This window comes from Rathayibacter sp. AY1B4, assembly GCF_002932815.1.
Taxonomy (GTDB): Bacteria; Actinomycetota; Actinomycetes; order Actinomycetales; family Microbacteriaceae; genus Rathayibacter.
The window spans coordinates 148,642-170,927 of the sequence record NZ_PSWN01000004.1 but is presented as its reverse complement, the minus strand read 5'-3'; the positions used below and the strand labels follow the sequence as shown (position 1 = coordinate 170,927).

Sequence of the window (22,286 nt, the reverse complement as noted above, 5' to 3'; positions counted from 1 at the left end):
CCCCACGGTAGAGCCCTGGCGGATCACGACGGGGCCGTCAAGCCTCCGCGCACTCAGGTTCCGCGAGAGGGCGCTCCGATATTCTTGACCGACTTATGCGCTGGGTACACCTTGGGAGGAACATGTGATGCTCCTCATCCTCGTGATCTCGTTCGCGATCGCCGTGGTGACCCCCTGGCTGGTGGACCGGTTCGGGCCGAAGACGTTCTACGCGCTGGCGCTGATCCCGGCCGCGAGCTTCGTCGCGACCGCGACCGCCCTGCCGACGATCCTCGACGGCGGCGAGATCCGCGAGTCCGTGCCGTGGATCCCCGCGCTCGACATCGCCCTCTCCTTCCGCCTGGACGCGCTCTCGATCGTCCTCGCCCTCGTGGTCAGCGGAGTCGGCGCGCTGGTCCTCGCCTACTGCGCGACGTACTTCAGCCGCGACGAGCCCTCGCTGGGCCGGTTCGCAGCGCTCCTGTCCGCGTTCGCCGGAGTGATGTACGGGCTGGTCACGGCCGACGACGTGATCATCCTCTTCGTCTTCTGGGAGGCGACGAGCGTCCTCTCCTATCTCCTCATCGGCCACTACAGCGGGCGCAAGGAGAGCCGGGGTGCCGGTCTCCAGGCGCTCCTGGTCACGACTCTCGGCGGGCTGGCGATGCTGGTCGGGATCATCGTCCTGATCGTGCAGGCCGGTACCACCAGCCTCTCCGGGATCGTCGCCGCCGCCCCCTCCGGCCCGATCGTGTCGACGGCGCTGGTGCTGGTGCTGCTCGGCGCGTTCTCGAAGTCCGCCCTGGTGCCGTTCCACTTCTGGCTGCCGGCCGCGATGGCCGCTCCCACGCCGGTCAGCGCCTACCTGCACGCCGCCGCGATGGTGAAGGCGGGCATCTACCTCGTCGCGCGCCTCGCGCCGGGCTTCGCCGACGACTCCGTCTGGCTGCCCGTGGTGGTGAGCGTCGGAGTCTGGACCATGCTCGTCGGCGGCTGGCGCTCGCTCCGGCAGTACGACCTCAAGCTCGTGCTGGCCTACGGCACCGTCAGCCAGCTCGGCTTCCTGACCGTCGCCGTCGGCTTCGGCTCGCGCGACGCCGCGCTGGCCGGACTGACCCTGCTCGTCGCCCACGCCCTCTTCAAGGCGCTGCTCTTCCTCACCGTCGGCATCGTCGACCACCGCGCCGGCACGCGCGACCTCCGCAAGCTCAGCGGCCTGGGACGGCAGGCGCCGGTGCTCGCGGGCGCCGCCCTCGTCGGCGTGCTGTCGATGGCGGGCATCCCGCCGCTGCTGGGCTTCGTCGCCAAGGAGGCCGTGTTCACGAGCCTGATCTCGGCGATCGAGCAGGGCTCGTTCTGGGCCTGGGTCGCGCTGGTCGGCCTCGTCCTCGGCTCGATCCTCACCGTGGCCTACTCCGCGCGCTTCTTCTGGGGCGCCTTCGCCCGGAAGAAGGGGCTCGAGGACACGCACCTGCACGCCGAGCCGTGGACCTTCACCGCCGCCCCGGTGCTGCTGGCCGCCGCCAGCATGATCGGCGGGATCGCCGCCTCCGTGCTCGACCCGCTCGTCGCCGTCTACGCGGACACCCTCCCCTACGCCGCCCCGGACGCCGACCCGGAGCTCGCCGCCGCCGCGGAGGCCTCCGACCACGGCGGCTACCACCTCGCGCTCTGGCACGGCTTCGAGCCCGCGCTGGCACTCAGCGCCCTCGTGATCGCCGTGGGACTCCTGCTCTTCGCCAAGCGCGTCGCCGTCGCGCGCGCCCAGTCGATGCTGCCCAACCGGATCGACTCCGCCGAGGGCTACTGGGCCACCGTCCGCTGGCTCGACCGCGTCGCCAGCACGGTCACCGAGTCCGTCCAGCGCGGCTCGCTCCCCCGCTACCTGACGGTGATCTTCGCGGTCTTCGTCCTCGGCGTCGGCGGTGCGGCCGCCCTCAACCGCACCTGGCCGGGCGATCTCGTCTTCTGGGACAGCCCGGGCCAGCTCGCGGTCGCGGCCGTGATGATCCTCGCGGCGGTGCTGTGCGCGATCGCCCGCAACCGCGTCGCCGCCGTGCTGCTGGCCGGCGCCACCGGCTACGGGATGGTGGCCCTCTTCGCCCTGCAGGGTGCACCGGACCTCGCCCTCACCCAGGCGCTGATCGAGACGGTGACCCTCGTGGTCTTCGTCCTGGTGCTGCGCCGCCTCCCGACCCGCATCGCCGCGAAGCACCAGCCGATGCGCAAGCGCCTGCGCGCCGTCATCGGCATCGCGGTCGGAGCAGTCATGGCCCTCGCCGCCACCATCGCCCTCGGCGCCCGGACCGCGACGCCGATCTCGGCCGAGCTGCCCCGCCTCGCCTACGAGGAGGGCAAGGGCCGCAACATCGTCAACGTCCTGCTCGTCGACATCCGCGCCTGGGACACGATGGGCGAGATCTCGGTCCTCGTCGTGGTCGCCACCGGCGTCGCGAGCCTGATCTTCCTCTCCAGCCGGGCCGGAGGCGCTCCCCGCCTCGAGTCGCAGAGCGCCGACGACCGCCGCGAGCGCGCGATGGACCTGACCGCCTCCTCCGCCGACGCCGAGCGCGACGGCGACCGCGGCTCCTGGCTCGTCGCCGGGCGCACGCTCCGGCCGGAGAACCGCTCGATCGTGCTCGAGGTGCTGGTGCGCCTGCTCTTCCACCCCGCGATGATCGTGTCGGTCTACCTGCTCTTCACCGGACACAACACCCCGGGCGGAGGCTTCGCGGGCGGCCTGCTCGCCGGTCTCGCCCTCGTCGCGCGCTACCTCGCCGGCGGCCGCTTCGAGCTCGGCGAGGCCGCGCCGATCGACGCGGGCAAGGTCCTCGGACTCGGCCTCTTCTTCGCCGTCGGCACCGCCGTCTCCTCCCTCGCCTTCGGCCTCGAGGTCCTCGAGTCGAGCTGGCTCGACCTCGAGGTGCCGGTGCTGGGCGAGCTCCACCTGGGCACGTCCACCCTCTTCGACATCGGGGTGTACCTGATCGTGATCGGCCTCGCCCTCGACATCCTCCGCAGCCTCGGCGGCGAGGTCGACCGCCACGGCGAGGAGGCCGAGCAGGGCTCCCCCTCGGGCGACGGCGTCACGCACTCGACGGACAGCACCCCCGGCCCCGGCCAGGGCACGGTCGACGGGCTCGAGACCTCGCTGCCCACCGGCTCCACGGTCGTCGGCGGACCGGGCAGGGGGGACGGCGCATGAGCATCACCCTCGTCCTCGTCGTCGTGATGGCGGTGATGTACGCGGCGGGCGTCTACCAGATGCTCGAGCGCAGCCTCACCCGCATCCTGATCGGGTTCCTGCTCGTCGGGAACGCGACCAACATCCTCATCCTGCTGATGGCCGGCCGCTCGGGCATCGCGCCGTTCGTCACCGACGACGGGCGCTCCTACGAGCAGATCGCCGCCGAGATGGCCGACCCGCTGCCGCAGGCGCTGATCCTCACCGCGATCGTGATCACCTTCGGGGTGTCCGCCTTCCTCCTCGCGATGATCTACCGGCGCTGGCGCCTCGCCAACGCCGACCAGGTGGAGGACGACGAGACCGACGCCTCCGTCCGCGAGGACGCGGCGGGCATCTCGGCCCAGACCACCGCCGACGACCGGGCGCTCGACGTCCTGCTCGAGTCCAGCGACGAGGGCACCGCCGCCAAGCACGGGGAGAGCGCCATGACCGACGACAGGAAGGAGGACCGATGAATGCCCTGATCCCGCTCGTCGTCACCCTCCCCCTCCTGGGAGCGGCCGTCGCGCTGATCCTCGGACGCCACCGGCGCGCGCAGATCACCGTGAACATCGTGACGCTCTCGAGCGTTCTGGTGATCTCCTCGGTGATGCTCGTGCTGGTCCTCACCGGCGACGGAGGCGGCAGCGCCGTCTACGTGGGCGGCTGGGAGCCGCCGTGGGGCATCGTGCTGGTCGTCGATCCGCTCGCCGCGCTGATGCTCGTCATCACCTCGATCACCCTGCTGGGCGTCCTGCTGTTCTCGGTCGGCCAGGGCCTCGTCGACGGCAACCGCGAGACGCCGGTCACGATCTTCCACCCGACCTACCTGATCCTCTCGGCGGGCATCCTCAACGCCTTCGTCGCGGGCGACCTGTTCAACCTCTACGTCGGCTTCGAGATCCTGCTGGCCGCAAGCTACGTGCTGATCACCCTGGGCGGCACCGCGCCGCGGATCCGCGCCGGCACGACCTACGTGGTCGTCAGCCTGGTCTCGAGCGTGTTCTTCCTCTCGGCCATCGGCCTGCTCTACGGCGCCACCGGCACGGTCAACATGGCGCAGCTCTCGATCCGCATCGCCGAGCTCCCCGCCGACGTGCAGCTGGTGCTCCACGTGGTGCTGCTGCTCGGCTTCGGGATCAAGGCGGCCGTGTTCCCCCTGTCGTTCTGGCTCCCGGACTCGTACCCCACGGCTCCGGCGCCGGTCACCGCCGTCTTCGCCGGACTCCTCACCAAGGTCGGCGTGTACGCGCTGATCCGCACCGAGACCCTGCTCTTCCCGGGAGGGAGGCTGAGCGAAGTGCTGCTGGTGGTGGCGCTGCTGACGCTGATCGTCGGCATCCTCGGTGCGGTCGCGCAGGCCGACATCAAGCGGATGCTGTCCTTCACGCTGGTCTCGCACATCGGCTACATGGTCTTCGGGATCGCCGTGGGCACCCCGGCCGGCTACGCGGCGACGATCTTCTACGTCATCCACCACATCACGGTGCAGACGACGCTGTTCCTCGCGACCGGCCTGATCGAGCGCGTCGGCGGCACCACCTCGATCCTGCGCCTCGGCGGGCTGCTCAAGGCCTCGCCGCTGCTGGCGCTGCTCTACTTCATCCCCGCGATGAACCTCGGCGGGATCCCGCCGTTCACCGGCTTCCTCGGCAAGGTGGGGCTCTTCGTCGCCGGCACGGAGTCGGCCGTCGACCAGCCCTCGTGGCTGATCTGGGCCGTCATCGCCGCCGGAGCCGTGACCTCGCTCCTGACCCTCTACGCCGTCGCGCGCGTCTGGAACATGGTGTTCTGGCGCCGCCAGGAGGAGGTGCCCGGCTACGAGTCGCCCCTGATCGACCAGCTGCAGGAGGACCCCCACGACACGGGCAGCATCCGCACCCGCCACTCGCCGCCGATGATGGTGCTCGCCACCGCGGGGATGGTCGTCGTCGGCGTCGTGCTGACCGTCGGCGCCGGTCCCCTCTACGACGCGAGCGAGCGAGCGGCGAGCGCGGTCGCCGACCCCGCGACCTACATCGCGACCGTCTACCGCGACTCGTCCTTCGGAGAGGAGGGGCCGCGATGAGCCCCCGCCGCCGCGTCGACATCTGGAACCGCGTCGCGATGTTCGTGACCCTCGTCGGGATCTGGGTGCTGCTCTGGGACGACGTCTCGGTGCTGTCGATCGTCACCGGCTTCCTGGTCGCCCTGCTGATCACCCGGGTGTTCTACCTGCCGCCGGTCGAGTTCTCGAACCGCATCAACCCGTGGTTCGTGCTCCTCTTCCTCCTGCGCCTGCTGGCCGACATCGCGGTGGCCTCGGTGCGGGTGTCCTGGCAGATCCTGACCCTGCCCGTCCCGGTGCACAACGCCATCGTCGCCGTGCACCTGCGCAGCCGCTCCGAGGGGATGCTCGTCTGGACGACGGAGGCCGTCTCGCTCGTCCCCGGCTCCCTGGTGATCGACGTGGACCCGCAGCTGAACGTCCTCTACCTGCACGTGCTCGGCGTGACCCACGACGAGGGCGAGCGGATCGACGAGGTGCGCCGGACGGTCCTCCGGACGGAAGCGCGCATCGTCCGGGCCATCGGCTCCCGCGAGGACGTGCAGCGCGTGAATCGGCCGATCGAGGCCGGATCGGGGGTGGTCCGGTGATCGACTGGCTGATCTGGATCCTGGTGCCGGTCTTCGGCGCCGCCTGCCTGCTCGCGCTCGTGCGGATCCTCCGCGGTCCGTCCGTGCTCGACCGGGTCGTCGCGGCCGACGTGCTCGTCGCGACGATCATCTGCGGGATCGGCGCCGAGATGGCGGTCAATCACCACGCGCGGACCCTGCCCGTCGCGCTCGGGCTCGCGCTGTTCGCCGTCTTCGGGTCGATCAGCGTCGCCAAGTTCATGGCCAACCGCGAGGAGGACTGACGTGGACCTGTTCTTCGACGTGCTCACCGCTGTGCTGCTGCTGGTCGGCGCCCTGCTCTCGCTGCTGGCCGCGATCGGCCTGATGCGGTTCGACGACCTGCTCTCCCGGATGCACGCGGGCACGAAGCCGCAGGTGCTCGGACTGATCTGCGTGATGCTCGCGGTCGCCATCCGGAACCCCGGCTTCGCCGCCGCGGGGACCATCGTGCTGGTGATCGGCTTCCAGCTGCTGACCGTGCCCGTCTCGGCGCACATGGTCGGCCGGGCGGCCTACCGGGCCGAGGCCGTCTCTCCCGGGTACCTCGTCGCCGACGAGCTCGCGGAGGCGGTCACCCGCGCCGACGAGCAAACCCGCGCGACCGGGCCCGAGACCGCGCACGCGTCCGAGGAGCGGGCGCGCACCTCCTCCGCGCCCCCGCCCGAGGACGAGGACAGCCCGGCCGCGACCGCCTAGGCGACGAGGACGAGCTGCACGGCGGAGGCGCCGGTCATGCTGCGCAGCGCGAATCCGCCGATCGCGAGGGTGACGGCGACCAGGCCGCCGACCAGCAGCACCAGCAGCGGCACCACCCACAGCAGCGCCCGTCGGCGTCGGGCTCGGGCCTCGTCCGGCGTCTCATCGATCACCCGTCGACTGTACGGGACGGCGGAGGGCGTGCCCCCGGCGCCCCTGAGCCGCCCGATAAACTCGACCCCATGACCCTGGACTCCGCTCTCTCCGGCGCGCCCGAGAACTCCCCCGGCCCCGACTCCGAGGCCGAGCACCGCCGGGGAGCCGAGTGGTGGCGCACCGCCGTCATCTACCAGATCTACCCGCGCTCCTTCGCGGACGCGGACGGCGACGGCATCGGCGACCTGCCCGGCATCGCCTCGCGCCTCGAGAGCCTCGCCGAGCTCGGCGTCGACGCGATCTGGCTCTCGCCCTTCATGACCTCGCCGCAGAAGGACGCGGGCTACGACGTCGCCGACTACTGCGACGTCGATCCGCTCTTCGGCACCCTCGCCGACTTCGACGCGATGCTCGCCCGCGCTCACGCCCTGGGCATCCGGATCATCGTCGACCTCGTCCCCAACCACTCCTCCAGCGCCCACCGCTGGTTCCAGGAGGCGCTCGCCGCTCCCGCGGGCAGCGCCGAGCGGGCGCGCTACCTGTTCCGCGACGGCCGGGGCGAGTCGGGCGAGCTGCCCCCGAACAACTGGGAGTCGGTCTTCGGCGGCCCCGCGTGGACCCGCGTCATGGAGCCCGACGGCTCGGCCGGCCAGTGGTACCTGCACCTCTTCGACACCTCGCAGCCCGACTTCGACTGGACGAACGAGTGGGTGCGCGAGCGCTTCCGGGAGGTCCTCCGATTCTGGCTCGACCGCGGCGTCGACGGCTTCCGCGTCGACGTGGCGCACGGGATGATCAAGGCTGAGGGGCTGCCCGACTACACGCCGCCCGCCGACAGCGGGTCGATGGGCGGAGTCGCTCCCGCCGACGGCGAGGAGCCCGCCACCGCCCCCTACTGGGCGCAGGACGGCGTCCACGAGATCTACCGCGACTGGCACTCCCTGCTCGCCGAGTACCCGGACGACCGCGTGCTCTGCGCCGAGGCGTGGGTGCAGCCGCTCTCCAAGCTCGCCCGCTGGGTCCGCCCCGACGAGATGCACCAGGCCTTCAACTTCGCCTACCTCGAGACCCCGTGGAGCGCACCCGCCCTCCGCGACATCATCGACTCCTCCGTCGAGGCCTTCGCCGCCGTCGGCGCCCCGTCGACCTGGGTGCTGTCGAACCACGACGTCGTGCGCCACGCGAGCCGCCTGGCCCTGACGTCCGACAACCCGCAGGGCTACGGCATCGGCCCGCGCACGCAGGGACTCCCCGACCCCGTCCTGGGGCTGCGCCGCGCTCGTGCCGCGACCGCCCTCATGCTCGCGCTCCCCGGCTCCGCCTACGTCTACCAGGGCGAGGAGCTCGGGCTCCCCGAGGCGATCGACCTGCCGGACTCGGCGCGTCAGGACCCGACCTGGTTCCGCACCGGCGGCGAGCGCTACGGCCGCGACGGCTGCCGGGTGCCGATCCCGTGGGAGGCGGACGCGCCCGCGTACGGCTTCAGCGGCTCCGGCGACTCCTGGCTGCCGCAGCCCGGCGACTGGGCGCCGCTCGCCCGCGACCGCCAGCGCGGTGTCGAGGGCTCGACGCTCGAGCTGTACCGGTCCCTGCTCGCGGTGCGCCGCGCCGAGGACCTGGGCTCCGGCGCCGTCGAGTGGCTCGAGGGCTACCCGGAGGACGTCGTGGCGTTCCGCAACGGAGCCGTCACGGTGATCGCGAACCTCGGCGAGGCTCCGGTCGAGCTGCCCGTCGGCTCCGTGGTGCTGTCCTCGGAGGAGCTGCACGAGCCGGCGCTGCCCGCCGACACCACGGTCTGGCTGCGCGCGGAGTAGCGGGCCGCGGGGTCCGCCCGGCGGCTCCCGCGTCCCGCCGCCGGGTCAGCGCCCGGCGTTGGCCTTGAGCCAGAGGTAGGAGTCGACCTTCGTCACGCCGTCGAGGCGGATCTCGAAGTGCAGGTGCGGGCCGGTCGACATGCCGGTCGTGCCCACCAGGCCGAGGAGCTGACCGACCTTCACCGGGTCGCCCTCGGACACGGCCGCCGAGCCGTGCTGCATGTGCGCGTACACGCTCGAGACGAGCTGCCCGTCGATCTCGTGGTCGACGATCACGTGCACGCCGAGCGAGCCCTCGCCGTCGATGACCGTGCGCACGACGCCGTCGGCGATCGCCTGGATGGGCGAGCCGTCGCCCGGGTTGAAGTCGGTGCCGCCGTGGTTCACCGAGCAGCCCGCGCAGTTGCGGTAGCCGAAGCGGTCGCCCACCGGCACGCCGACGGCGAAGGGCCACTGGATGGACGCGTTCGGGTCGTTGGTGAAGCCGGTGTCGGAGGTGCGGACGATGTCGGCGACGTTGGTCTGCGTCTTGCGCTCCTGCACGCCGAAGCCGTCGCGGGCGACCGTCTCGGCGCTGACCTCGCCGGCGACGAACGACTGCGCGCCGCGGCGGGCGTCGGCGCCGAAGGGGGTCGAGAGGCTCTGCGCCTGCACGTCCTCCGCGGTCAGGAGCGATGTGGCCGGCAGAGAGGTCGCCGCCACGATGGCCGCGACGAAGGAGAGGGCGACGAGTCCGCCGACCCGGGCCCGGCGCACGGGCCGGAGCGGCGTCGCGCGCGGTGCGGGGACGGGGGCCGGGGCCGGGGCGCTGCGGACCGAGGCGACGCGGCGCTCCGCTTCGCGCAGCTGCTCCGCCGTGGGAGCCGCGAGGAGGTCGTCGGAGCCGCTCGCCAGCGAGACGTCGGAGGCGAGGGCCAGAGCCCGCTCGCGCTCGCGGAGCTCGCGACGGGAGAGGGGTGGAGTCGATTCGCCGGGGGTCGATGCAGGGGCAGCGGGGGCGGGCGAATCGGGGCTCACGAAATCGATGTCTTCCGTCGGGGGCAGGGGACGAGCGGGCCTCCAGGGAGAGGCACCGCTCGGCTCCGTGAGCGCAGCCTGTGCGAACATCACGAATTCATAAAGGATAACCACGGCCGGCGGGGTCCGGCCAGAGGCCGCCGCGCACAGGCGCGATCGGGGCACGACGCGCGGCGAGCCCCGGCGGGATCCTGCGCCGATCCGCCTCTCGGCGCACGGAATCCTTGTCGGCTCGGCCCGGGAGAGCGGTTACACCTCGTCCGCACGCAGGCGGCGCAGCAGATCCTCCAGCTCGGCGAAGAGAGGATCCGGTGCCGCGATGAGCAGGCCGGAGCCGAAGGGCGCGCCGTCGAGTCCCGCGACCCGCGCGCCCGCCTCCTCGGCGATGAGGGCGCCCGCAGCGAGGTCCCACGGGTTCAGGCCCCGCTCGTAGTACGCGTTCAGCTGCCCGGTGGCCACCGAGCACAGGTCGAGCGCCGCCGAGCCGATGCGGCGGATGTCGCGGACCGAGCCCAGGAGCTCCTGCACCACGGCGCCCTGACGCATCCGGCGGCCCGCGTCGTAGCCGAAGCCGGTGCCCACCAGCGCGAGCGAGAGGGAGGAGGGAGCCGAGACCTGCAGCACGACTCCGTCCCGCTCGGCTCCCCCGCCTCGGCTGGCCGTGGTCACCTCGCCCGTCGCCCCGTTCACGACCGCGCCGGCGAGCGCGGTCCAGGTCGCGGGATCCGGCTCCCCCTCCACCACAGCGATGCTGACCGCGTAGGAGGGGATGCCGTAGAGGTAGTTGACGGTCCCGTCGATCGGATCGACGACCCAGGTCAGCCCGCTCGTGCCGCCCCCCGACCCCGACTCCTCGCCGAGGAAGCCGTCGTCCGGACGCGCCTCGGCCAGGCGCCGGCGGATCAGCTCCTCGACCTCCCGGTCCGCGGCCGTCACCACGTCCTCGGGGGACGACTTCGACGCGGCGATCTCGACACCGTCCTGCCGCCGCTGGCGGGCGAGGTGCGCCGCCTCGACGGCGATCGAGCGGGCGATGGCGAGGAGGGGGGCGTTGTCGCTCATGGCCCCAGCCTAGGGATCGGGCCCATCATGGGGGGATGAGCACCCCTATCGCCCTCACGGGAGCCACCGGAGCCGTGGGCGGTCGCGTCGCGCGCGAGCTCGCCGACGCCGGTCACGCCCTCCGCCTGCTGGTCCGCGACCCGTCCCGCGCGCCCGAGCTCCCCGGGGCCGAGGTGGTGCGCTCCTCCTTCGCCGACGCGGGCGACTCGCTCGAGGGCGTGCGCCTCCTCCTGATGGTCTCCGCCTCCGAGAACGAGGAGCGCCGCGCCGAGCACCTCGCGTTCGTCGACGCAGCCGCCGCCGCGGGTGTCGAGCACGTCGTCTACACCTCCTTCGCCGGAGCCGCACCCGACGCGGTCTTCACCCTCGCCCGAGACCACGCGGCCACCGAGGACGCGATCCGCCGCTCCGGCATGGGCTGGACGTTCCTCCGCGACAACCTCTACCTCGACTTCCTGCCCGCGATGCTCGGCGACGACGGCGCGATCCGCGGACCCGCGGGATCGGGCCGTGCCGCCGTCGTCGCGCGCGAGGACGTGGCCCGCGCCGCCGCCGCGGTCCTCCGCTCCCCCTCCGAGCACCGCGGAGCCGCCTACGAGCTGACCGGGCCCGAGGCCCTCACCCTCGACGAGGTCGCGGCGACCCTGACGGCGGCGGGCCGCCCCGCCGTGTACGTCGACGAGACCCTCGAGGAGGCGTACGCGTCACGCCGCCGCTGGAACGCACCGGACTGGCAGCTGGACGCCTGGGTCAGCACCTACTCCGCGATCGCCGCCGGACAGCTGGAGCACGTCTCGGGCGACGTCGAGCGGCTGACCGGACGGCCGCCGCTCTCTCTCGCAGCGTTCCTGGAGCAGGAGGCGCGGGGCTGAGGCGACGGCGCGGGCCGGACCGGTCCTCCCCCGGAAAGGCGCTCCGCCGGAAGGGCGATCCCCCGACATGCGGAACGCCCCGCGCATCTCGTGATGCCGGGGCGTCTGCCGGGTGTTCCTGCTCGGTGGCGAGTGAGGGATTCGAACCCCCGAAGGCTACGCCGTCTGATTTACAGTCAGATCCCTTTGGCCGCTAGGGTAACTCGCCGTGGCGCACCCGACCGCGTGTTCACAACCGGAGGCGCTCAGCAAGGATACCCACGCGACCGGCGGATCGGAAATCGGTGCCGCGAGGCCTCAGTCCGCCTCCGCCGCGTAGCGGGACGCCGCCTCCGCGACCTTCCCCGCGTAGCTCCCGGCCGGGTTGTAGGCCGCGATCGCCGCCCGCCATCCCGACTCGGTCGAGAGGTCGCCGCCGGCGTCGCAGAGGTACCGGGCGGCGGTCACCGCCTGCTGGTCCACGTTCTGCGGATCCCATCCGCTCGACGCCCACGCCATCCACGTCGCCGGGATGATCTGCAGCGGACCCATCGCCCGGTCGACCTCGGCGTCGCCGTCCAGAGCCCCGCCGTCGTTGTCGGGGACCCGGTCGAAGCGCGCTCCGTCCAGGCGCGGACCGTAGATCGGCTCCGTCGGCCGCCCGTCCTCGCCCAGCTCGCCGCCGTCGATCGTGCCGTGCCTGCTCTCGACGTAGCCGATGCCGGCCAGGGTCGCCCAGTCCAACCGGCAGTCGGGGTCGACCGACGCCGTGAGGAGGGCCGTGCCCGCGTAGGCGGTGAGCGCACGCAGCGGGATGCCGCTCCCCTCGGACGCCGTGCCCAGCCACGCCTCGTCGGCGAGCAGTCGCACCGGCGTCGCCGCGGCCTGCTCGGGATCCTCCAGCACGACGGGGTCGGCCGCGACGGGAGCGGTCGCCGCGGGAGGGACGGTGGACAGGCCCTCCTCGACCGTCAGCGCGGGCGGCCGCTGGCCGCAGCCGGCCAGGAGGAGGCCGGCGAGCGGGACGAGGACGAGAACGGGGAGGCGGCGCACCCCTCAGAGGTACCAGCCGCGCCTGGGGCCGGGCTCCGCCACGCCTGAAAGCTAAACTCGGAGCCATGGCAGATTCAACGTTCGACGTCGTCAGCAAGATCGACAAGATGGAGGCGGACAACGCCCTGAACCAGGCCCACAAGGAGGTCGAGCAGCGCTACGACTTCAAGAACGTCGGCGCCTCGATCGCCTGGAGCGGCGAGAAGATCCTGATCAAGGCCAACACCGAGGAGCGGGCGAACGCCATCCTCGACGTCTTCCAGTCGAAGCTGATCAAGCGCGGCATCAGCCTCAAGAGCCTCGACGCGGGCGAGCCTTTCGCGTCCGGCAAGGAGTACCGGATCGAGGCCACCCTCAAGGAGGGCATCGACCAGGAGCACGCGAAGAAGATCAACAAGCTCATCCGCGACGAGGCGCCGAAGTCGGTCAAGTCGCAGATCCAGGGCGACGAGCTCCGCGTCTCCTCGAAGAGCCGCGACGACCTCCAGGCGACCATGGCGCTCCTGCGCGGGGCCGACCTCGAGCTCGACCTCCAGTTCGTCAACTTCCGCTGAGGAATGACGCACACGGGAGCACGCGCGTGACCGCCGGAATCGACGACCCCGACCGGCGGGGCCGCACCGGACTCGACAGGGACGGGCTCGACCTCGTCGGGAACCCCGACGTCGTCGTGAAGGAGGTCACCCTCCTCTCGAGCGACTGGTACGTCCTCCGCACCACCCGCTTCGACTACCGGCACCGCGACGGCAGCTGGACGAGCGAGCAGCGCGAGACGTACGACCGGGGGAACGGCGCGGCGGTCCTTCTCTACGACGCCGACGCGCGCACCGTCGTCCTGATCCGGCAGTTCCGCTACCCCGCGTACGTGAACGGCGACCTCGACGGGATGCTCCTCGAAGTGCCCGCCGGTCTCCTGGACGAGGACGGGCCCGAGGAGGGCGCCCGCCGGGAAGCGTCCGAGGAGACCGGACTCGAGGTCGGCCGGCTCGAGCACGTGTTCGACGCGTTCATGAGCCCCGGCTCGGTCACCGAGAAGCTGCACTTCTACGCCGGCCGCTACCGCGCGGGCACCCGCAGCGGAGCGTTCGCGGGACTCGCCGACGAGGGCGAGGACATCGAGGTACTCGAGCTCTCGTTCGACGAGGCGCTGACCCAGATCGGCGTGCAGATCGTCGACGCGAAGACGATCATGCTCCTGCAGTGGGCGGCCCTGTCCGGCCCGTTCTCGCGCTGACGCGCGAGCGTCGCGGCTGCGGACGCGTCAGCGCGCGTACTCGGCGAGGGCGCGTCCGGTCAGCGTGTCCGCCGCGGCGAGCCCGACCGGAGTCCCCTCGAAGACGATGGTCCCTCCGTCGTGCCCGGCTCCGGGCCCCACGTCGATGATCCAGTCCGCGTGCGCCATCAGGGCGCGGTGGTGCTCGATCACCACGACCGAGTTCCCGGAGTCGACCAGCCGGTCGAGCAGTCCGAGCAGCGTGTCGACGTCCGCGAGGTGCAGGCCCGTGGTCGGCTCGTCGAGCAGGTAGACGGATCCGGACGAGGCCATGTTGATCGCGAGCTTGAGGCGCTGACGCTCGCCCCCGGACAGCGTGTTCAACGGCTGTCCGAGCGTGAGGTAGCCGAGACCGACGTCGACGAGACGGGCGAGCACCGTGTGCGCCGGTCCGCTCGCGAAGAACTCCGCGGCGTCGACGATCGGCATCGAGAGCACCTCGTGGATGTTCCTCCCGCGGAGGCGGTACTCGAGCACCTCAGCGGTGAACCGCTTGCCGTCGCACTCCTCGCAGACCGACGAGACCGTCGCGGCGGGGCCCAGCTCGGTGAAGATCATCCCGGCCCCCTTGCAGACGGGGCAGGCGCCTGCCGAGTTCGCGCTGAAGAGCGCCGGTCTCACACCGTTCGCCTTCGCGAAGGCCGCCCGGATCGCGTCGAGGACCCCGGTGTAGGTCGCCGGATTGCTGCGCCGCGACCCGCGGATCGGCGACTGGTCGGCCACCACCACACCCGGCCGACCCGCGAGCGAGCCGTGCAGGAGCGACGACTTGCCCGAGCCGGCGACTCCGGTGACGACGGTCAGCACGCCCAGCGGGACGTCCACGTCGACGCCGCGGAGGTTGTGCGTGGAGGCCCCGCGGATCTCCACCGCCCCGGTCGGACGGCGCACGGCCTCCTTCAGCGGGACGCGGTGACCGAGATGACGGCCCGTCAGGGTGTCCGACGTGCGCAGCTGCGCCACCGTCCCCTCGAACCGCAGCTCGCCGCCGTGCGCGCCGGCCCTCGGACCGAGGTCGACCACGTGATCGGCGATCTCGATGATCTCCGGCTTGTGCTCGACCACCAGGACGGTGTTGCCCTTGTCCCGCAGGCGCCGCAGCAGCTCGATCATCCGCGAGACGTCGTGCGGATGCAGACCCGCCGTCGGCTCGTCGAAGACGTACGTGACGTCCGTGAGGCTCGACCCCAGATGCCGCACCATCTTGACCCGCTGCGCCTCACCGCCCGAGAGGGTGCCCGACTCCCGATCGAGCGACAGGTAGCCGAGGCCGACCTGGACGAGGGCGTCGAGCGTCCCGAGGAGGGTCTCGACGATCGGAGCGACGGACGGCGCCTGCAGTCCGCGGAGCCACGCGGCGAGGTCGGTCGCCTGCAGCGCGGCGCACTCGGCGATGTTCCGGCCCCCGATGCGCGACTCCAGCGCCGCCCGGGTGAGCCGGCCGCCTCCGCACTCGGGACAGGCGGCGAAGGTCGCCACCCGCTCGGCGAAGGCGCGGATGTGGGGCTGGGCCGCCTCCTTCGCCAGGTAGAGGCGGGTGACCTTCACCAGGAGGCCCTCGTAGGTCATCGTCATCCCGGCGATGGCCATCTTCGTGGCCGGACGGTGGAGGAACGCGTCCATCTGCTCGGGCGTGAAATCGGCGATCGGCACATCGGCCGGATAGAGGCCCGACTCGGCGAGGCCCTTCCAGTACCAGCCGCCGACGACGAAGTTGGGGATCGCATCGAGAGCGCCGCCCTCGAGCGACTTCGAGCGGTCGATCAGCGCGTCGAGGTCGATGCTCGACACCCGGCCCGTCCCCTCGCACCGCGGGCACATCCCCTCCGGCAGGTTGAAGGAGAACGCACCGCTCGTGCCCGCGTGCGGGTCGCCGAGCCGGCTGAAGAGGATCCGTAGCATCGTGTACGCGTCGGTCGCCGTGCCGACCGTGGACCGGCCGTTCGACCCCATCCGCTCCTGATCGACGACGATCGTGGCCGACAGTCCGTCGAGCGACTCCACGTCCGGGCGGGCCGGCGACCCCATGAACTGCTGCACGAAGGCGGAGTAGGTCTCGTTGATGAGGCGCTGGGACTCGGCCGCGATGGTGCCGAAGACGAGCGACGACTTGCCGGAGCCCGAGACCCCGGTGAACACGGTGATCCTCCGCTTCGGGATGTCGACGTCGATCCCCCGGAGGTTGTTCTGGCGCGCACCGCGCACCCGGATGACGTCGTGGGGCGAGGCCGTGGTCATGCTGTCTCCGTCCAGAGCGGTGCCCGAATCCTAGAGGAGGTGCGCGGCGTCCGCGCCGGAACGACGAACGGCCCCCCGGAGTGCACCGGAGGGCCGTTCGGAGAGCACGCGTCAGAGCGCGACCGGCTCCGCCCGCGAGATCGCGATCATGTCCTCGCGAGGAACGACCTTCACGCGCGCACGGCCCTCGGGCTCGCCGAGCGCCATCTCGTGCTCGTCCAGCCGGTGCCAGCCGTCGAGATCCGTGTAGGCGATCTCCCGCTCCTCGAGCAGGGCGACCACGGCCGCCTCCTCGGGGTGCTCGGGCGTCCACCAGGACGCCTGGTCGTTGAGCACGTGCGCGACGGTCTCCATGGCGTCGGACTTGGTGTGCCCGATGAGGCCCACCGGTCCGCGCTTGATCCAGCCGGTCGCGTAGACGCCGTGGACCTGCTGGTCCTCGTCGTCCAGGACCTGGCCCTCGCGGTTCGGGATCACGCCGCGCATCTCGTCGAACGGGAGGCCGTCGAGCGGCGAGCCGAAGTAGCCGACCGCGCGGTACACGGCCTGCACCGGGACCTCGCGGATCTCACCCGTGCCGCGCACTCCGCCCTCGCCGTCCGGCTCGGTGCGCTCGTACCGGATCGCGCCGACCCGACCGGATCCGTCGTCCACGAACTCGAGCGGCTTCGCCCAGAAGTGCAGGTGGAGACGACGCGAGGCGCTCCCGACCTCACGGGTGCGCCACTGGTTGAGCACCCGGTTGATGACCATGACCTGCTTGTTGGTCGCGATGGCGGCCTCCGAAGCGGGATCGAGGTCGAAGTCCTCGTCGGCGACGATCATGTCGACGTCGCGCAGCTCGCCCAGCTCGCGCAGCTCCAGCGGCGTGAACTTCACCTGAGCGGGACCGCGGCGCCCGAAGACGTGCACGTCGGTGACAGGAGACGCCTTCAGCCCCTCGTAGACGTTCGGCGGGACCTCGGTGGGCAGGAGGTCCTCGGCGTGCTTCGCCAGCATCCGCGAGACGTCGAGCGCCACGTTGCCGTTGCCGATGACGGCGACGGAGGACGCCTCCAGCGGCCAGGTGCGCGACACGTCGGGGTGGCCGTCGAACCAGCTGACGAAGTCGGCCGCACCGTAGGAGCCCTCGAGCTCGACACCCGGGACGTCGAGCGGAGCGTCCCGGACGGCGCCGGTCGCGAAGATCACGGCGTGGTAGTGCCGCTTGAGATCCTCGAGCGTGATGTCGGTCCCGAAGTGCACGTTGCCGAAGATGCGGATGTCGCCCCGGTCGAGCACCTCCCGCAGCGCGGTGATGATCCCCTTGATGCGCGGGTGATCGGGCGCCACGCCGTAGCGGACCAGGCCGTAGGGCGCGGGCAGGTGCTCGAACAGATCGATCGAGACGTCGTACTTCTTCTCGGCCTTGATCATGAGGTCGGCGGCGTAGATGCCCGCGGGACCCGCGCCGACGATGGCCAGCCTGAGCTTGGTCATTGCGTTCCTCCTGCCGGGGCGCCGCAGCGCACAACCGGTCTCATTCCTGCGGCGCAGGGCGCGCCGCGACGATCGGGGTCAGCCGTTGCGCTCGACGACGGTGTCGGCGAAGCGCGTCAGCGCCTTGCGGACGGAGCCGTCGGGCAGCGGAGCGAGGGCGGCGACGGCCTCGTCGGCCCACCGGTGGGCCTCGGCGAGGGTCTGCGCGGTGACGTCGTGATCGCGCAGCTGAGCGATGGCGTCCGAGATGTCGGCGCTCTGCTCCTCCGTGTGCGCGATGGCGTCGTTCGAGCGGCTCACATAGCTCTCGATGCGGGCGAGGAGAGCCGCGGCGTCCCTGTCCGAGGAGGCGCGCTCGCGCAGGCGCAGGATCGGCAGCGTCGACACGCCGGCGCGGATGTCCGTGCCGGGGTTCTTGCCGGTCTCCTCCGGCTGGGGAGAGAGGTCGATGACGTCGTCGACGATCTGGAAGGCGACGCCGATCTTCTCGCCGAAGACGCGCATGGCCTCCTCGTACTCCTCCGGAGCCTCCGAGAACGCGACTCCCGTGCGGCCCGCCGCGGCGATCAGGGACCCGGTCTTGTCGGCCAGGACGGACAGGTAGTGCTCGACCGGGTCCTCGCCGTCGGTCGGGCCGACCGTCTCGTGCAGCTGCCCGAGGACGAGCCGCTCGAACGTGTCGGCCTGGAGCCGGATCGCCTTGTCGCCGAGCTCGACCATCAGCTGGTTCGCGCGGGCGAAGAGCAGATCGCCCGTCAGGATGGCCACGTTGTTGCCCCACACGGTCTGCGCCGACGGGACGCCGCGGCGCTTCTCCGCCTCGTCCATGACGTCGTCGTGGTAGAGCGATGCGAGATGGGTGATCTCGATCGCCTGCGCGCCCAGCAGGACCTGCGGCGTGTTGCCACGGCCCAGCGACGCGGCCAGGAGGGTGAGCATCGGGCGCACGCGCTTGCCGCCCGCCTCGAGGAGGTACCGGGTGGAGACGTCGGCCACGGCGTCCGCGAAGGACAGCTGCCGGACGAGACCCTCCTCGACCTGCTCCAGACCCGCGTCGATCGTGCGGGCGAGAGCGCGGTCCGACGAGGAGGAGAAGATGCGCTCGGAGAGGCCGAGCTGCGCCGTCAGAGACGGGCTGCGACGGGCGACGGGCGCAGTGGCGTTCACAGGGAAACCCTAACGTCTCGGCCTGTGCGGACCCCGGTCGTCATCGGGTCGCCGCGATCGGCTTGACGCCGCGGTGCAGCGCCACGATGCCCGCGGTCAGATCGCGGTAGGCCACACGCTCGAAGCCCGCCGCGCGGAGCCAGGCGGCGACGACGCTCTGCTCCGGCCAGGCCCGGATGGAATCGCCGAGATAGTCGTACGCAGGATTGTTCGACGACGCGAGGCGCACGACGGCGGGCATGACCCTCGACAGGTAGAAGTCGTACGCGGCGGCCAGCGGAGCGATCGGCGGAGTCGAGAACTCGCAGATCACGATCCGGCCGCCGGGCTTCAGCACACGCAGGAACTCGGCGAGCGCCGTCCTCGGCTCGGCCACGTTGCGCAGACCGAACGAGATGGTCACGGCGTCGAACGACTCGTCCTCGAACGGGAGGTCCATCGCGTCGGCCTGGACGAACTCGATCCGGTCGTTGCCCGCCTGACGGCGACGGCCGACGGCGATCATCCCCGGGGAGAAGTCGGCTGCGACGACCTGGGCGCCCGACCGCGCCAGCGACGCGCTCGACGTTCCGGTGCCGGCCGCGATGTCGAGAATGCGCTCACCGGGAGCAGGGTTGACGGCGCGAGTCGTCGCGATCCGCCAGAGCCGGTCGTTCCCCACCGAGAGGAGTCCGTTCACCAGGTCGTAGGCGGGAGCCACGGTGTCGAACATCGAGGCGACCTCGTCGGGCCGTTTGGTGAGGTCTGCCTTCGTCACGATCCGCAAGTCTACGGCGAGACGAGGGACGGCGGCTGTGCATCCGCCGCCCCGCGCCCGGTCGGCGCGCTCCCCCCTGGGGAAGCGCCGGGACCGCCCCGCTCCGCCTCGCGCGGCGGCCCCGGACCGGATCACGGTAGCAACGGAGCCCTGCGCCCCGAGCCCCGCGGCATGGGACGTCCCACCTTCTGGCGCGGGCGTACCCTGCTGAGGTGACGCTCATCGGCGCTGGAACCCCCCTGCTGCGTGCGGAGACGACTCCACTGGACTCTCCGCCGTCGCTCCTCTCCCACTCCGACCCGAGGCGGCCCCTCCTCTGGCAGCGCGACGGCGCCGGGCTCAGCGGACGCGGCGAGGCCCTGCGCCTCGAGTTCTCGGGCCCGGAACGGCTGCGGGAGGCGGCGGCAACCTGGCGTCGGCTCTGCGACGCGGCGACGGTGGAGGACCGGGTCGGACTGCCCGGGACGGGGCTGGTCGCGTTCGGGACCTTCGCTTTCTCGAGCCGATCCGAGGCGACGAGCGTGCTGATCGTGCCGCGCACCGTGATCGGGACGCGCGACGGCCGGTCATGGCTGACGCGGATCACGATCGGCGAGGCGGAGAGACCGTATACGCCGAGCGAGGAGCCGCTGGGGGCGGAGTACCACGTGCCGCTCTCGCCCGGTGCGCTGCCGCCGGACGGGTACCGCGCGGCGGTCGCTGCCGCGGTGGAGACGATCCGGGCGGGTGAGCTGTCCAAGGTCGTGATCGCGCGCGATCTGCAGGGGCGGCTCCCGCCGGGGGCGGACCTGCGTCGGATGCTGGGTGCGCTCACCGAGCGGTACCCGGACTGCTGGGGCTTCGCCGTGGACGGATTCCTCGGCGCCAGTCCGGAGACGCTGGTCGCGGTCGATCGGGGCGAGATCTCGGCGAGGGTGTTGGCCGGCACGGCCGCACGAGGCGAGGATCCCCTCGCCGACGCGGACGTGGAGGCCGCTCTGCTCGAGAGTCCGAAGGACCGCTCGGAGCACGCTTTCGCTCTCGCCAGTCTGGTCCGGGAACTCGAGCCCCACACACGGGAGCTGACGGCGGGCGCCGCCCCGTTCACGCTCCGCCTGCCGAATCTCTGGCACCTCGCGACGGACGTCCGAGGAATTCTGGACGACTCCTCCAGCGCGCTCGATCTCGTCGATGCTCTTCACCCGACCGCTGCAGTGGCCGGCACTCCGACCGCCGATGCCCTTGCGCTCATCGAGCACCTGGAGCCCTTCGACCGCGGTCGGTACGCAGGACCCGTCGGCTGGATCGACGGCAACGGCGACGGCGAGTGGGCTGTCGGACTCCGCAGCGCCGAGGTCACGGCCGAGGGCGCGGTCACGGCCTGGGCGGGCGCCGGCATCGTGGCCGACAGCGTTCCCGAGTCCGAGCTCGCCGAGACCCGCATGAAGTTCCGCCCGATCACCGACGCGCTGGCATGACGCACGTCGGGAGTCGCTGAAGCCGTCGGCTACCCCGCCGGGTCCCCGTCGAGCCGGGGAGCACCCGGCCGTCGTCCTGCACCCACCGGCGGACGCCCGGGCAGTGCCGGCGGCCGGGTCGTCACGCGACGGCCGGTCGGTGTGGTCCAGTCCGCTGTGCCGTCCGGATGGAGCAGATACGTCCAGCGGTCGCCGTGGCGCACGTGGTGGTGGGCGACGCACAGGGAGGCGAGGTTGTCGGGAGTCGTCTCTCCCCCGTTCCGCCATTCGACGCTGTGGTCGGTCTCCGTCGAGGACGCCGGCCGGGTGCAGCCCGGGAAGCGGCAGGTCTGGTCGCGGAGGCGGACCAGCAGCCTCATCCTCGGCGGCGGGAGGCGGTGGCGGCGCCCGACGGAGACGACCGCGCCGGTCTCCTCGTCGGTCAGCACGGGAGTGAAGGCGGCGTCGTCGTCGATGAGCGCTCGCACCGCCTCGGCGGGGATCGGCCCGTAGCCGTCGAGCTCGGCGGCCGCCTCGTCGTCACCTGCGGCGGTGCTCGCCGCCACGGTGACTCTCACCTCGGCCCGCAGCCCGGTCGAGGGCGCCGCGGCTCCCTCCGGAGTGGTCCCCGCCACGTCCCCGTGGCAGAGCAGGTCGGCCCACGCATCGGCGCGGAGCTGCGCCAGCGTCCGCAGATCGCGGTCCCCTTCGGCGCCGTCCCGCAGATCCCTCGCGATGCGGTCGAGCCGGGCGAGCGCTCCGACGGCCTCGGGCGCGGGGACGTGCGCGCAGACCGTCGCCATGCCGTCGATCCCGGCTGTCATCCACACCCGGCGGTCCTCGCGGGCGCGAGCGTGCCGCTCAACGAGGGGCTCGTCGTGCAGCTCCTCCCGCACCCGCGCGAGGGCGTGGCGCAGCTGCCCCGGGGTCAGCGTCTCCGCGAGGTCGACGGCCCGGTCGTCGTAGGCCGCGCGCGCCGCTGCGGGGAGGGTCGCCGCGACGGAGCAGATGAGCTGGCCGGCCTCCCAGCGCATCCTGGCGTCGGCGAGCGCGGAGCGGGTCCGCGGCAGCTCCTCCATCAGGAGCGAGGCGTGCAGCAGCTCCCTGGCGGCGGTGCGCTCGGAGACCCCGAGGGCGACGGCGAACTCCGCTCGGATCGACCGTTCGACGAGGTCCGTCGCATCCTTGCTGTCCGTCGAGGAGCCTCGGGCGAACGCGTCGGGACAGGTCAGCGCCGCGCGGTGTCCCGCGTGCAGCGCCTCCGCCGCGGTCAGGAGCACCGGGGAGGCGCTCCTCGCGAGCGCCGCCGCCCGGTCGCCGAGGGCGAGGACCTCTCCTCGCACCGTCTCCGCATCAGCCATGCCTCCAGCGAAGCAGCAGCAGACGAGCTGCGGAGCTCGAACGAGGCGTCCCCGGGAGAACAG

General features: G+C 72.1%; 20 protein-coding genes and 1 tRNA gene. 11 read left to right on the top strand and 10 right to left on the bottom strand.

The genetic code is table 11. The features are described 5' to 3' along the window. Positions 1 to 127: 127 nt before the first annotated feature. The 6 genes from C5D66_RS04120 to mnhG are packed head-to-tail and all read left to right on the top strand — an operon-like array spanning position 128 to position 6,559. Positions 128 to 3,184, top strand: a complete 3,057-nt coding sequence (locus C5D66_RS04120) for a Na+/H+ antiporter subunit A (protein ID WP_104254839.1) — start codon at positions 128 to 130, stop codon at positions 3,182 to 3,184. Then, the gene (locus C5D66_RS04115; RefSeq protein ID WP_104223614.1) at positions 3,181 to 3,681 is read left to right on the top strand and encodes a Na(+)/H(+) antiporter subunit C; all 501 of its coding nucleotides are present in this window, start codon (positions 3,181 to 3,183) and stop codon (positions 3,679 to 3,681) included. The genes C5D66_RS04120 and C5D66_RS04115 overlap by 4 nt, the downstream gene beginning before the upstream one ends. After that, on the top strand, positions 3,678 to 5,273 hold the full coding sequence (locus tag C5D66_RS04110; protein ID WP_104223613.1) for a Na+/H+ antiporter subunit D: 1,596 nt from the start codon (positions 3,678 to 3,680) through the stop codon (positions 5,271 to 5,273). The genes C5D66_RS04115 and C5D66_RS04110 overlap by 4 nt, the downstream gene beginning before the upstream one ends. Beyond that, entirely contained in the window at positions 5,270 to 5,842 is a 573-nt protein-coding gene (locus tag C5D66_RS04105) for a Na+/H+ antiporter subunit E (protein WP_104234245.1), read from the top strand. Before C5D66_RS04110 ends, C5D66_RS04105 begins: the two co-directional genes overlap by 4 nt. Further along, on the top strand, positions 5,839 to 6,105 hold the full coding sequence (locus tag C5D66_RS04100) for a monovalent cation/H+ antiporter complex subunit F (RefSeq protein WP_308470711.1): 267 nt from the start codon (positions 5,839 to 5,841) through the stop codon (positions 6,103 to 6,105). Before C5D66_RS04105 ends, C5D66_RS04100 begins: the two co-directional genes overlap by 4 nt. 1 nt (position 6,106) lies before the next feature. Next, positions 6,107 to 6,559, top strand: a complete 453-nt coding sequence (gene mnhG, locus C5D66_RS04095; RefSeq protein ID WP_258061253.1) for a monovalent cation/H(+) antiporter subunit G — start codon at positions 6,107 to 6,109, stop codon at positions 6,557 to 6,559. On the opposite strand, the gene C5D66_RS17040 is transcribed toward mnhG, so the two are convergent. Next, on the bottom strand, positions 6,556 to 6,732 hold the full coding sequence (locus C5D66_RS17040) for a hypothetical protein (RefSeq protein WP_159939698.1): 177 nt from the start codon (positions 6,730 to 6,732) through the stop codon (positions 6,556 to 6,558). The two genes, mnhG and C5D66_RS17040, sit on opposite strands and share 4 nt — an antisense overlap. 69 nt (positions 6,733 to 6,801) lie before the next feature. Between C5D66_RS17040 and C5D66_RS04090 the strand changes: the two genes are divergently transcribed. Then, positions 6,802 to 8,529, top strand: a complete 1,728-nt coding sequence (locus C5D66_RS04090) for a glycoside hydrolase family 13 protein (RefSeq protein WP_104254840.1) — start codon at positions 6,802 to 6,804, stop codon at positions 8,527 to 8,529. A gap of 45 nt (positions 8,530 to 8,574) precedes the next feature. On the opposite strand, the gene C5D66_RS04085 is transcribed toward C5D66_RS04090, so the two are convergent. Beyond that, the gene (locus C5D66_RS04085; protein WP_146079254.1) at positions 8,575 to 9,546 is read right to left on the bottom strand and encodes a M23 family metallopeptidase; all 972 of its coding nucleotides are present in this window, start codon (positions 9,544 to 9,546) and stop codon (positions 8,575 to 8,577) included. A 249-nt stretch (positions 9,547 to 9,795) separates the two neighbouring features. After that, a complete protein-coding gene (locus C5D66_RS04080; protein ID WP_104247938.1) occupies positions 9,796 to 10,608 on the bottom strand; it encodes an inositol monophosphatase family protein in 813 nt (270 codons plus the stop codon). Positions 10,609 to 10,643: 35 nt separating this feature from the next. Between C5D66_RS04080 and C5D66_RS04075 the strand changes: the two genes are divergently transcribed. Next, positions 10,644 to 11,480, top strand: coding sequence for an SDR family oxidoreductase (locus C5D66_RS04075; protein ID WP_104254842.1), 837 nt, complete (start codon positions 10,644 to 10,646; stop codon positions 11,478 to 11,480). Positions 11,481 to 11,606: 126 nt separating this feature from the next. Here the strand turns inward: C5D66_RS04075 and C5D66_RS04070 are convergent. Both C5D66_RS04070 and C5D66_RS04065 read right to left on the bottom strand, forming a co-directional pair. Further along, positions 11,607 to 11,688 (bottom strand) — tRNA-Tyr (locus C5D66_RS04070). 89 nt (positions 11,689 to 11,777) lie between these two features. Further along, positions 11,778 to 12,512 (bottom strand): hypothetical protein, encoded by a 735-nt coding sequence (locus C5D66_RS04065; protein ID WP_104254843.1) that lies wholly within the window; start codon positions 12,510 to 12,512, stop codon positions 11,778 to 11,780. Between the two features lie 65 nt (positions 12,513 to 12,577). Between C5D66_RS04065 and C5D66_RS04060 the strand changes: the two genes are divergently transcribed. Together C5D66_RS04060 and C5D66_RS04055 are read left to right on the top strand one after the other, a co-directional pair. Next, positions 12,578 to 13,066 (top strand): YajQ family cyclic di-GMP-binding protein, encoded by a 489-nt coding sequence (locus tag C5D66_RS04060; protein ID WP_104223606.1) that lies wholly within the window; start codon positions 12,578 to 12,580, stop codon positions 13,064 to 13,066. A gap of 26 nt (positions 13,067 to 13,092) precedes the next feature. Beyond that, positions 13,093 to 13,746, top strand: coding sequence for an NUDIX domain-containing protein (locus C5D66_RS04055; RefSeq protein WP_104233413.1), 654 nt, complete (start codon positions 13,093 to 13,095; stop codon positions 13,744 to 13,746). Between the two features lie 27 nt (positions 13,747 to 13,773). On the opposite strand, the gene C5D66_RS04050 is transcribed toward C5D66_RS04055, so the two are convergent. The 4 genes from C5D66_RS04050 to ubiE all read right to left on the bottom strand — a co-directional run bounded on the left by C5D66_RS04050 (position 13,774) and on the right by ubiE (position 19,426). Next, positions 13,774 to 16,023: an excinuclease ABC subunit UvrA gene (locus C5D66_RS04050; RefSeq protein WP_104274184.1), complete on the bottom strand. Its 2,250-nt coding sequence runs from the start codon at positions 16,021 to 16,023 to the stop codon at positions 13,774 to 13,776. Positions 16,024 to 16,134: 111 nt separating this feature from the next. After that, complete coding sequence (locus C5D66_RS04045) at positions 16,135 to 17,502, bottom strand: FAD-dependent oxidoreductase (protein WP_104223603.1); 1,368 nt, start codon at positions 17,500 to 17,502, stop codon at positions 16,135 to 16,137. A gap of 78 nt (positions 17,503 to 17,580) precedes the next feature. Then, entirely contained in the window at positions 17,581 to 18,669 is a 1,089-nt protein-coding gene (locus C5D66_RS04040) for a polyprenyl synthetase family protein (RefSeq protein ID WP_104233415.1), read from the bottom strand. A 40-nt stretch (positions 18,670 to 18,709) separates the two neighbouring features. Continuing rightward, the gene (ubiE, locus tag C5D66_RS04035) at positions 18,710 to 19,426 is read right to left on the bottom strand and encodes a bifunctional demethylmenaquinone methyltransferase/2-methoxy-6-polyprenyl-1,4-benzoquinol methylase UbiE (RefSeq protein ID WP_104254891.1); all 717 of its coding nucleotides are present in this window, start codon (positions 19,424 to 19,426) and stop codon (positions 18,710 to 18,712) included. A gap of 212 nt (positions 19,427 to 19,638) precedes the next feature. Here ubiE and C5D66_RS04030 point away from each other — a divergent pair, with 212 nt between their 5' ends. Beyond that, positions 19,639 to 20,883, top strand: coding sequence for an isochorismate synthase MenF (locus C5D66_RS04030; protein ID WP_374952913.1), 1,245 nt, complete (start codon positions 19,639 to 19,641; stop codon positions 20,881 to 20,883). A 29-nt stretch (positions 20,884 to 20,912) separates the two neighbouring features. On the opposite strand, the gene C5D66_RS04025 is transcribed toward C5D66_RS04030, so the two are convergent. After that, a complete protein-coding gene (locus tag C5D66_RS04025) occupies positions 20,913 to 22,223 on the bottom strand; it encodes an HNH endonuclease signature motif containing protein (RefSeq protein ID WP_104254846.1) in 1,311 nt (436 codons plus the stop codon). Positions 22,224 to 22,286: the final 63 nt, after the last annotated feature.